Below are 10,466 nucleotides of genomic sequence, written 5' to 3'. Positions count from 1 at the left end.
CAACAATCCCTTAACCTCAGTCCATTTATGGCGTTTTACGATATCGTCGTACCTAAAGATAATATGCTACGACAAATAAATGACCTCGTAGATTTTTCTTTTGTCCATGAAGAATTACAGAATAAATATTGCCTAGATAATGGTCGAAATGCTGTGCCTCCCATTCGAATGTTCAAGTACTTACTTCTAATTCTCAAGGAATACATGCCTGAGTATCATGTTTAAGTTCTGATGTATGTTTTTCATAAGTTCGTTTGATATCAGTGCCCTTCCTCATCGCCAGTTTTCTCTCTATACCTATGGGAGTGTGGGATCCTGCCGTTTACTGTTGTATACCCTTCAAAGTGATGGTAATGACTGCCTCCTACCAAAGGAATTGCGGGCCCTGTTGTACCTCTAATTAGGTGAACATGCTGATCATTAAATGAGGTTTCTACATTATAATTATGAACATGCGGGACTCCACTAGGAGCTGGATTACGGAAAGAAACCGTTCGTCATCAACATTGAGCAAGTAACGAAACTGAATAATACCTTTCGAACTGCATTATGGTCGGGAGAATATTTTCAAGTTACAGTTATGAGCATTCCGGTTGGAGATGACATTGGTTTAGAAGTACACCCTCATACAGACCAATTTATCCGAATTGAAGAGGACCAGGGTCTCGTTCAAATGGGTGACTCGAAAAATAAGCTGGATTTTGAGACAATGGTCTACGATAACTATGCCATATTGATCCCTGCAGGCAAATGGCATAACTTAACGAACACTGGAAATATACCGTTAAAAGTTTATGTTATTTACGCGCCACCAGAGCATCCGACCGGAACCATACATGTTACAAAGGCGGAGGCAATGGTATCACATTGATAGACGACGCTTTAAATTTAGTATTTATAACTTCAGTTTCATTCAGCAGACAATTATCGAATAGAACAACTGATTTGAAGAAACATAATGTCAAACATGTACGCAATGCGCCAACATTAGTCCCCTCCTTAGTTAAATGAGCCTTTCACCGGATAAAGTTGAGTGAAAGGCTTCTTTCTCGTGTTCATATCCTTTTGCTATCTTCATAACTTCTTCATAAGCTGCAAATTTGTTCTTCATAACTCTCTTATATAGTGTAACTATAAGGAGGAGATACAAATGAAGAAACTTTGGATTGGATTATCAGCATTGGTACTTGTTATGGGGATTGGAACCGCTGGCGCTTACGCTGCAACAGCAAACAATGATACTAACGGCAGCAGTTTTTTCGAAAAAATGCTACCCTTTTCCAAACAAATGCACCCAAACCTGTCAGAGGACCAAATCAAGCAAATGCATGACAATTGCAGCACTTCAAACGGTACGGGAAGTTCAGGAATGATGCAGAATTCTCAATATAGCAGGGGTATGATGAACTTCTAATCCGATCATGATAAGATAAGACCTCATAGAAATGAGGTCTGTCTCATTTTAACAACAAAGCAGGTGATGAAGTTCGTGAAAATTTTAGTGGTGGATGATGAAGAAAATATCCTGCAGGTCATTAAGGCTTATTTGGAAAAGAATAATTATATTGTGTACAAAGCCGATACAGGAAGAGGCGCGATTCATCTTTTTGAAAACTTACAGCCCGATCTGATCGTGCTGGATTTGATGCTTCCGGATATGACCGGAGAGGAAGTATGCAGAATGGTACGTAAATCATCGAACGTTCCGATACTCATGCTGACTGCAAAGAGCAGTGAGGACGATATGGTGAATGGGCTCATGATTGGAGCCGATGATTATATTACCAAACCATTCAGCCCAAGAGAGCTGCTCGCCCGGGTGATTAGTCTTTTAAGAAGAACCAATCAGCGGGAACAAGGGAATATGTCACTGCTGTCATATGCGCAAGGCTGTTTAACAATGGATTTGGAACGTTATGAGGTGAGAATTCACGAGGAGCCCGTATCCCTTACCCATATGGAGTTTAAGCTGCTGGAAATTTTAGCGAAGCATCCGAAGAGAGTGTTCTCACGCCTTGAACTGGTTAACCTTACCCAGGGTGATACCTTTGAAGGATTCGAGCGAACCATCGATGTTCATATCAAGAATATTAGACAAAAAATTGGCGATGACCCTAAACACCCTGTTTTTATCGGTACAGTATTTGGAGTGGGATATAAATTCTTGGTGAGTCCGGATGAGAAATAGAGGCGGATTGAGCAGAAAGCTTCTTATATCCCATGCCGGTGTGGCTCTTGCTGCGCTTCTGTCTATTGTCCTGCTTGTCAACATAGTAATGAATGTTTCGTTCAACCAATATCAGAAAAACCAGGAGCGGGCGGAAATACAAACGTTACTGGAAGTTCTAAAAGAAGCTTATAATGAGTCAACCAGCCAATGGAATACAAATGTATGGATGATGATTTCGCACCAGGCGATGGTTAGTGAATATATCGTTCGTGTATATGACAAAGACCACCAATTGATTTGGGACACTAGCCAAATGGGGATGCAAAGAGAAGTGAATTCCCAGCCTAAGCAAGACACCATTACAAAAGCAATCGTAAAAGACAATCAGCAGGTCGGGACATTGGAATTTCAACCAGTGAACGAAACATCGCAAAGCCAAAATCAGCAGTTTCTGCGAATGTTTAATACATTGTTATGGGCCGCAATGATTCTCGTTATTGCCGGGACGTATCTGTTTAGCCGCTATATGGCCAAAAGCATTAGCAAGCCTCTTTTAGAGATTAAAGATATCGCTTCGCGAATGAGAGAGGGAGATCTCACTTCCCGGGTTGAAGTTATAAATCAAAATACAGAGATTGATGACGTGGGGCGTGCGCTCAATCATTTGGCTGAAGGGTTGGAAAAGCAAGATCAGTTAAGGAAATCACTGACTGCTGATGTGGCGCATGAGCTGCGAACGCCCTTAACTACTATACAAAGCCATTTGGAAGCTTTTCAGGATGGCATATGGGAACCGACGCCGAATAAGCTTCAAGTGTGTCATGATCAAGTCCTGCGACTGGTTCGACTCATCAGTGATTTGGAAAATCTGGCTGCAGTAGAGAATCCAATGGTTCAGCTGAAGACGGAGATCGTATCTCTTAACGATATTGTTGAGATGTCGTTAAATACAGTATCCAGCCAGTTTAGGCATAAAGGACTTACAGCTGACCTGATAAGTACAAATGACGTTTGGATCACAGGGGACCGTTCGCGGCTCGTTCAGGTATTCGTAAATCTGATAAGCAATGCATTCAAATATACGAGTTCTGGAAGTATTCATATTGAAGTGTTAAAAGAGAAAGCAGAGGGCGTAGTCATCGTATCCGATACCGGAATGGGAATACCTGAAGGTGAACTTTCCTATATCTTTGAACGTTTCTACCGCGGGGAGAAATCAAGGAATCGAAAGACTGGCGGAGCCGGAATAGGACTAGCGGTTGTTAAAGCCATAGTGGATGCTCATGCCGGATCTATTCATGTTGAAAGTGAGAATAAAAAGGGAACTACTGTTTGTGTTCGTCTTCCATTAATTCGATGAAAGGATGAGAGGAAATGATGATGGGTTATGGCTCTGGGTTCGGAACATTTGGATTAGTCATCAATTTTTTACTGATCGTAGGTGTAATCTATTTGGTGATAAAATGGGTTGGGGGCAATGGGAATTCACGATTTATTGACAATACTCCAGAGAGAATCTTGGATGAACGCTTTGCAAGAGGTGAAATCACGGAGGAAGATTATTACCGGATGAAGAGCATTTTGCGGGATTGATAACATTAATGGAGATATGGCAAAAGAACAAGGAGCCCACCTCATTTGATTTATCTCCCTCCTGGTTTGTTTATAATTCTAAAAAGATCATCTTTTGGGGAAACGAGAAATATTTGCTCAGAAAGAAACTTATCCATCAAGCAATTCTAAACCGGATGTCTTTAAATGTTCACTTGATCAGCGGTGAAACGTATTGTGGTGTATGTAAGGAGCATGAATTATAACCACACATAACTCATCTACAATAAAAACATCAACATAAGCAACATACAGAGGAGGTATACAGATGGAGTGGTCTTTATTACTGTTGTTGATTTGTTCGCTAATGATGATGTTTGGGATGAAAATGTTGCATGGTCAAGGATCTTTTTCAAACGGAACAAAATCAGAGTGGAGTCTTGAGAAAGAATACAATGAGCTAAGAGTGCAGAATGAACAATTGAAAAAAATCCGCCATTTGTCTAAATAAATCATATTCTTAGAAATAAATAAACGACATGAGAAGATAATACTGAGGAGGAATTTAAGATGGATTGGTCAATACTGCTGTTGTTAATTTGTTCGTTAATGATGATATTTATGATGTTTGGGATGCGGAGGACGCATGGTCAAGTTGGAGGCTCTAATCAGTCACAATCAGATTGGAGTCTTCATCAAGACTATAATGAGATAAAAGTGCAAAACGAACAATTGAAAAAAGAAATCGGAAAGTTATCCATTAACTAAGTGTACTATCCTAGTGTCTAAATTATATCTTCAATACAAAGGCATAAAAATGTACAGGAACTAGAATGTATGGTAGGTGAGAATAGTGTTTAAACATCGAGTGTTAATTGTAGATAATACAGGGCTACGAGAAATTCGATCCGCTTTTACTTATTGGGTCAATAATAGAAGCAACTACGGGTCAGGAAGCGCTGGCGATGATAAAAAATCATCCCTTTGATATTATCCTATTGGATGCCAGAATACCGGATATGGATGGATGCCAAGTATGCCAAATACTTAGAGAAACAGACACTATACCGATTCTTATGCTCTCATCGTGTACAGAACTCAAGAATAAAGTTCGTTGTTTTCGGATCGGTGCGGATGATTTCTTAACCAAATCTTTTGATTTGGAAGAATTGTTAGCCCGAATGAATGCTTTATTACGCCGGGTAGCGATGACACAAACTTCCTTTTCAATGGCAAATACGTTGAATTTCTCGAGGATAAAGCTACACTTTAATCTTAGAGAGATTCAAATAGATGAGACTGTTGTATCACTAACTGAAAAGGAGATGGAGTTACTCGCTACCCTTGCTAAGAACAGTCAATTCGTATCTACCAGAGATGAACTGATAGATAGTATATTCGGATACGATGGGGGGACACGTGTTATAGATTCTCATATTAAAAATATATGTAAGAAACTGAAAAGTGCGGGTTTAGAATATAACCCTATACAAACAATAAGAGGAGTTGGATACAAGTTCTTAGTTTTCACTGAGAACGAGTAGTGAAAAAATCACATTAAGCCGGGCTGAATAATGAGTTATCTTAATTAAAAAGGTCTAAGAAAAGAGGGGCATGCTTCGGCAGCTCCTCTTTTTGCTATATCAATTGGAAATGTTAGTAACTCAACTTGAGTAAAAATACATAAAACAGGGCATCCCTAATGAAAAATGAAATGAAGTAGGTGAGAGCATATTGGTATAAAAAAATAGTTATTACGATTGCCCTCTTTATTATGGTATTTCATCCGTCTGATACAGTTCACGGACAATAGAGGTACCGGCGAAAGTCGCTTTTATTCGGAACGGCAACGTAGGGTGTATGTAAATGGTACGGAGAGCCAGGTATCTAGTTCGGGGAAGGCTTTGAGCCTAGATTGGTCCGCTGATGGAGTGTTACTTTCCTATGTTGAAGAAGATGGAGAAAATCCGCCTCAGCAGAGCGTTAAGATCTATGATGTTAGCACCAAAAAAACAATAAAAATCTATAAAGGGTATTTGTCGAGGTGGACTCCCCACGGTAGTATTCTTGCCTATAAATACAGTACTGTGCTCAATGTTTCAGACTTGAAGAAGTTTAATAACGCTGCAATTGGAGTAGATGAATATGTCTGGATTCCTGACGGCAGCGGATTTATTCTATCAAAAAATGGCGACCTCACACCGGAAGGTTGAATGGGAGCGACGCTTTATAAGAAGATACTGCCGAAGAATTGGGCGGGGGCGAGCTCTTTGGAGAACGTCGAAAAATTTTATAGGCTATCGAATGAGATATCAAATAACGGTTCAAAAATCATTGCGGTCAATCCCAGTGATTTTTCTTTCTCGCGGAGCGGCAGCTGGCTTTCATTTGTTGTATCACCAACAGCATCCTGGTCTATGGACAGCAATATGGTTTGCGCGATCTCATCCGATGGTCGTCATTTTGAAGTATTGGATGAAATCATTTTAGAAGTCGGACGTCCGAAATGGGCACCTTCGAAAGACAGCTTAGCGTATATTGCAGGTGGGGGAAGACTTGTGTTTGGGTTTAAGGAGAAAGATTTAATGACGAAGGAATTCCCTACATTTACAACTTATACACCGGAGAATTACGCCGACTTGGATTTTGCTTGGAAGGACGACGATACGATTTACGTCTCTCGGGTTAAAGAAGCGGAATGGTCAAATGATTTTTCTAAACTCCCTTTGCCAGCTTTATATATTGTGGATACCGTATCAGGCGAACAAACCACCAAGGTTACAATTCCACCAGAAGGATATGGCGATTACGGTCCCGACTACATTCATTCCGTCGATAAATTGATTTGGATACGAAAATACCATTATACAGACACGAATATCTGGATTTCCAATCCTGGCGGAAGTGACGCATACCTATGGCTGAAAAGTGCCGCCTCGCCGGTAATTTATCATCGTCGAAAGGATTCCTAACAGTAATTTCATTCAACTAACGGAAAGATTAGATGAATAAACTAGCGGCAGTTTAAGAGTTTTTCTCGTGCTGTTTTTTTACTGGTGTCCATCTAATTTCAGGAAGAGTTTCCGCTTGTGTACCTAGTGGTTCTTCCGGATTCGGACCGGGTCTCTGGCCGCCGGACGTCCAACTGTATGCCAAAAACAGTTCATGCTCAGGCTACTTTTATTTTCTCTTAATAGTGTCGGTCGCATTACGGATACCTTCCTCTAGGTTATCAGTCTATAACTTATTTATCAAAGGCTGACGATTTCTTAGCTCCAAAACCTTGTAGAATCAACGATTCCAGTCTAAACTATATTTTCTTCATATATCTGAGTGGAAAATAGGGTTAGTGATGAGAGATAAGATGACAGAACAAAATGAATTTTTATTTGCTGTAGGCAAATTTTGTCAGTAAGTTGAGCGACGAAATGTACTAGAAATAAGTCCATAAAAATCACATTCTTTCAACATTGAGTCCACACATAATCCTTCTACAATGGAAATGATAAAAGAGAGCTTTTTATAAAGGAAGTAAACCAATGGTTTTATTTTGGTTACCGTTATTGATTCTCTAAATTTGTTGATATGAGTTAGTTCTTACAATTTTATTCGTTGCTTTCTTTTCATTCCGAACATCATAACTACCATTGAGTATGATGACTAATCATCGAGTATTAATTATTCATAGTGACCGAAATATCAGAAATTTGCTTCGGATTTTTTTATTGGAAAAAGGATTTTCGATAAAGGTAGCAGCAACGTGTAGTTATGCGTTAACTATGGTGAAAAAGCATTCTTTTAATATCATCCTATTGGATGACTTATTGCCGGATATAGAAGAATCCCATGTTCTCGAAATCGTTAAAGATACTAAATGGATACCACTCCTTGAGCTTTCTGCGGGCAAAGCAACATTGGATAAAGTGGGTTGTTTTGGGGTGGACAGTTACTTGGTCAATCCTTTTCATTTACAGGAAAGTTAAGCCGAATGAATTCTTTATTGAGCAGATCAACCCTAATACAAGCTTCACAAGTTCCTCTAACAGAATTACATGTTATGGATTCGTCGGATATGAAAATACGATTAGATGATAACGAGCTTTATATGCAGGGAACATCCATTCCTTTAACTAAAAAAGAGACTGTATTACTTGTTACACTTGCAAAGAGTAAACAACGTGTATTTACCCGTAAAGAATTGGTAGAGGAAATGTTTGGAATTGATTATAGGGGAGGATACCGAATTGTTTATACCCATATAAAAAACATACGAAAAAAACTTAACAGTGCAGGTTTGGAATATAGTCCTTAACAAACCATACGGGGAGTGGGATATAAGTTCCTTGTTTCTAGAGAGGACGAATAATGAACTCATGGGTCTAAAGGATTTGTAATGTTCTTTATAACTGTTTGATAATCCATTCTTTCTAAAGCTTTCAGGGAAGAAATATTAAAAGGCGGGTTGATATGAAATTATCGCGAAAGCTAATGCTCTTTATTTCCACCGTTACTTTGCTACTGACGATTTCACAAGGTACATACGCTATTCTTGGAATGGAATCTCAAATAGAACATATTGCTTCGCAAAAAATGATATCCAACAGTTCAATGGCGATGGCATTGATTAATGAGAAATTCCCAGGTGAATGGATATTAAAAGAAGGAAAGTTGTATTAAGGGGACCTTATCATTGATGGTAGCGATGTAGTGACGGATTCCATAGGGAGCTTAACAGGAGACGAAATTATTATATTCAAAGGAAATAAGAGTGTAGCTATATCAGGCGAGATGGAACAGGGTGAAGCAATGCTACCTGAAATCCAACTGCTATGAACGAATTTGTCAATTCCCCTGTATTCCCCTTTTAACCAAGGTGTTTTCAATCCTTTGGGCATAGAGACAAAACCTGATGCCATCTATATGAGCCGCAAGACAATGACGAACATCCGCCAGAATCTGTTCTGGGCTCTTGGTTACAATACACTGGGGATTCCTATTGCTGCTATCGGTCTCTTGGCTCCTTGGGTCGCAGGAGCAGCTATGGCACTAAGTTCTGTATCCGTAGTTCTAAATGCCCTTCGCTTACAACGAGTAAAACTATAATGATTTAGCGATACAGAAATCCTTTACAAAAACAAAAGTTTGTGACACCTACATTCGATGTTTTCTATAAAAAAAGACTTCGAAGTATATCTTCGAAGTCTTTTTGCAATCTTTCTTTATTACTGATTCATACCAGCCATTCCGCTTACAATCTCAGGATTAACCATCCCAAAGATCATGGCGATGTGTGCAACAACGAGAAACCCGCTGACGAGAATAAAGTGAAGCTTGAGCTTTCCTTCTTCCGAACGTTTACGGCCGATAAGCCCAAGCTCCAAAAGAGCCAGAGGCAGCAGGAAGAATACGCCACTGAGGTAAAATCCAACCGCGACTACGTCTACCCAGGAATGCCACTCTCCATTTACGGTCAGAGGGACAAAAGCTGTCGGGAAGAGATACAAGAAAACTCCTGTAAAGTAGAGACCGGCCAAAATACTGCAGATTCGGTTAAACGCCTTTAATCCACCCTGGACGTTTTTGTTGAAAAGGATAAAGAACTCGGTTACTGTAATAGTCTCAGCAAAAATGACGGGGATTGCCATAAAGATGATCAGATTCCACGGCTGGCTGTCCATAAGAAGGGACATGTAATGAGTCATGTTCATTGATTAATTCCCTCCATTTATATAATTACTGCAAGAGTTATCATATGTGGAAAGTTTGTAGAAGAGATTGGAGAAGGAGTATCAATAGATGGAAAATAGAGTTGAAGATATAGAGTATAGAATTCGTTTAGAAGATAGGTATACTACGTGGATTGAAAGTGAAGGGGAAGTATGGAATACCTAGGAGTGGATTCAGAATTACTCATGCGGTGGCTGATGGTATGGGGAGCCTGGGCAGTCCTCATAAGTTTATTGATAAATGTGGTCATAAGTGTTGTAGGAATCATTCCATCAGTGGCACTAACGACTGTGAATATGTTAGTCTTTGGTGTGGTTCCCGGGTTTCTTCTCTCTTGGATCGGAGAAGTTTTAGGGGCAGCCGTCTCTTATCTTCTTTATCGCAAAGGTACCTTAACTTATAAGGAGAAATATCGTCCGAATAAAACCATCAAATGGCAGTCCCAGATTCAATCATTAAGTCCGAAGCGTCAGTTTTTTAGCATAATAATTGTCCGATCAGCGCCGTTAATTCCTTCATCATTAGTCACTCTAATCTGCGTTATTTCCAAAGTAGGCTTTTCAAGTTTTATAGTTGCTTCTGCGATAGGTAAAATACCATCGTTGCTACTTGAGACACTCATTGGCTATGGATATGTTAATCTAATGGACACTAAATTCAAGTTAATGATTACAATTTTGTTTCTTTTATTGAGCACCATTATTTTTTATCTTGATAGAAAGAAAAAGGGATAATGCATGGACAATAGAAAAATAGTTACTTATATAAATAGGGTTTTTGCGTAATTAAAGCTCGAAAATCTGCATTATACACTAAAAAAGTGTAGAAACTATGTAGTTTAAAAATAAAAGTATAAAATTTGTGAAAGCATTGACAGGCGATTTCTTGATATATTAAAGTGTAATTAGTTACAAAATATTAACCAACTGCCGAATTTCGTATTGAAAACGGGGGAACCATTCCGGGTGAATTATTCTTGTGAGCAAGAGAATATAGGGAACCTTTAACCGAACCCTCA

At 39.3% G+C, this 10,466-nt stretch carries 14 protein-coding genes and 4 pseudogenes; 16 read left to right on the top strand and 2 right to left on the bottom strand.

Features of this window, described 5'->3' with window-relative positions; genetic code table 11:
* Positions 1–189: pseudogene (locus CA600_RS29680) on the top strand (IS5/IS1182 family transposase); the annotation flags it as partial.
* Positions 190–260: 71 nt separating this feature from the next.
* Here the strand turns inward: CA600_RS29680 and CA600_RS29675 are convergent.
* Positions 261–476 (bottom strand): annotated as a pseudogene (locus CA600_RS29675) (YmaF family protein); the annotation flags it as partial.
* On the opposite strand from CA600_RS29675, the pseudogene CA600_RS29670 reads away from it, so the two are divergent.
* From CA600_RS29670 to CA600_RS29600, 14 genes and pseudogenes are all read left to right on the top strand, one after another.
* A pseudogene (locus CA600_RS29670) lies at positions 476–871 on the top strand (cupin domain-containing protein); the annotation flags it as partial. The pseudogenes CA600_RS29675 and CA600_RS29670 overlap by 1 nt on opposite strands.
* A 279-nt stretch (positions 872–1,150) precedes the next feature.
* Complete coding sequence (locus CA600_RS29665; RefSeq protein WP_094874686.1) at positions 1,151–1,414, top strand: FAD/FMN-containing dehydrogenase; 264 nt, start codon at positions 1,151–1,153, stop codon at positions 1,412–1,414.
* A 66-nt stretch (positions 1,415–1,480) separates the two neighbouring features.
* On the top strand, positions 1,481–2,188 hold the full coding sequence (locus CA600_RS29660) for a response regulator transcription factor (protein WP_094874685.1): 708 nt from the start codon (positions 1,481–1,483) through the stop codon (positions 2,186–2,188).
* On the top strand, positions 2,178–3,530 hold the full coding sequence (locus CA600_RS29655) for a sensor histidine kinase (RefSeq protein WP_094874684.1): 1,353 nt from the start codon (positions 2,178–2,180) through the stop codon (positions 3,528–3,530). The genes CA600_RS29660 and CA600_RS29655 overlap by 11 nt, the downstream gene beginning before the upstream one ends.
* A 14-nt stretch (positions 3,531–3,544) precedes the next feature.
* Positions 3,545–3,763 carry an SHOCT domain-containing protein gene (locus CA600_RS29650; protein WP_094874683.1) on the top strand — a complete coding sequence of 73 codons (219 nt, stop codon included), beginning with the start codon at positions 3,545–3,547 and terminating at the stop codon, positions 3,761–3,763.
* A 286-nt stretch (positions 3,764–4,049) separates the two neighbouring features.
* Positions 4,050–4,232, top strand: a complete 183-nt coding sequence (locus CA600_RS29640; protein WP_094874681.1) for a DUF2933 domain-containing protein — start codon at positions 4,050–4,052, stop codon at positions 4,230–4,232.
* Positions 4,233–4,291: 59 nt separating this feature from the next.
* A complete protein-coding gene (locus CA600_RS29635) occupies positions 4,292–4,489 on the top strand; it encodes a DUF2933 domain-containing protein (RefSeq protein WP_094874680.1) in 198 nt (65 codons plus the stop codon).
* 113 nt (positions 4,490–4,602) lie between these two features.
* Positions 4,603–5,265: a response regulator transcription factor gene (locus CA600_RS29630; protein ID WP_306440431.1), complete on the top strand. Its 663-nt coding sequence runs from the start codon at positions 4,603–4,605 to the stop codon at positions 5,263–5,265.
* A 360-nt stretch (positions 5,266–5,625) separates the two neighbouring features.
* Positions 5,626–5,934 carry a hypothetical protein gene (locus tag CA600_RS29625; protein WP_143812463.1) on the top strand — a complete coding sequence of 103 codons (309 nt, stop codon included), beginning with the start codon at positions 5,626–5,628 and terminating at the stop codon, positions 5,932–5,934.
* 57 nt (positions 5,935–5,991) lie between these two features.
* Complete coding sequence (locus tag CA600_RS29620; protein WP_143812229.1) at positions 5,992–6,693, top strand: hypothetical protein; 702 nt, start codon at positions 5,992–5,994, stop codon at positions 6,691–6,693.
* Between the two features lie 681 nt (positions 6,694–7,374).
* Positions 7,375–7,704 carry a response regulator transcription factor gene (locus tag CA600_RS29615; protein ID WP_094874676.1) on the top strand — a complete coding sequence of 110 codons (330 nt, stop codon included), beginning with the start codon at positions 7,375–7,377 and terminating at the stop codon, positions 7,702–7,704.
* Between the two features lie 5 nt (positions 7,705–7,709).
* The gene (locus CA600_RS29610) at positions 7,710–8,033 is read left to right on the top strand and encodes a winged helix-turn-helix domain-containing protein (protein ID WP_094874675.1); all 324 of its coding nucleotides are present in this window, start codon (positions 7,710–7,712) and stop codon (positions 8,031–8,033) included.
* Between the two features lie 155 nt (positions 8,034–8,188).
* The gene (locus CA600_RS29605; protein WP_094874674.1) at positions 8,189–8,398 is read left to right on the top strand and encodes a hypothetical protein; all 210 of its coding nucleotides are present in this window, start codon (positions 8,189–8,191) and stop codon (positions 8,396–8,398) included.
* A gap of 231 nt (positions 8,399–8,629) precedes the next feature.
* Positions 8,630–8,824: pseudogene (locus CA600_RS29600) on the top strand (hypothetical protein); the annotation flags it as partial.
* A 119-nt stretch (positions 8,825–8,943) separates the two neighbouring features.
* Here CA600_RS29600 and CA600_RS29595 read toward each other — a convergent pair.
* Entirely contained in the window at positions 8,944–9,429 is a 486-nt protein-coding gene (locus CA600_RS29595; protein WP_094874673.1) for a DUF6803 family protein, read from the bottom strand.
* Between the two features lie 171 nt (positions 9,430–9,600).
* On the opposite strand from CA600_RS29595, the gene CA600_RS29590 reads away from it, so the two are divergent.
* On the top strand, positions 9,601–10,182 hold the full coding sequence (locus CA600_RS29590) for a TVP38/TMEM64 family protein (protein WP_094874672.1): 582 nt from the start codon (positions 9,601–9,603) through the stop codon (positions 10,180–10,182).
* Positions 10,183–10,466: the final 284 nt, after the last annotated feature.

The sequence above is a fragment of the Paenibacillus sp. VTT E-133280 genome (genome assembly GCF_002264385.1).
GTDB lineage: Bacteria > Bacillota > Bacilli > Paenibacillales > Paenibacillaceae > Paenibacillus_AQ > Paenibacillus_AQ nitricinens.
This window is presented reverse-complemented; position numbering and strand designations above follow the sequence as displayed.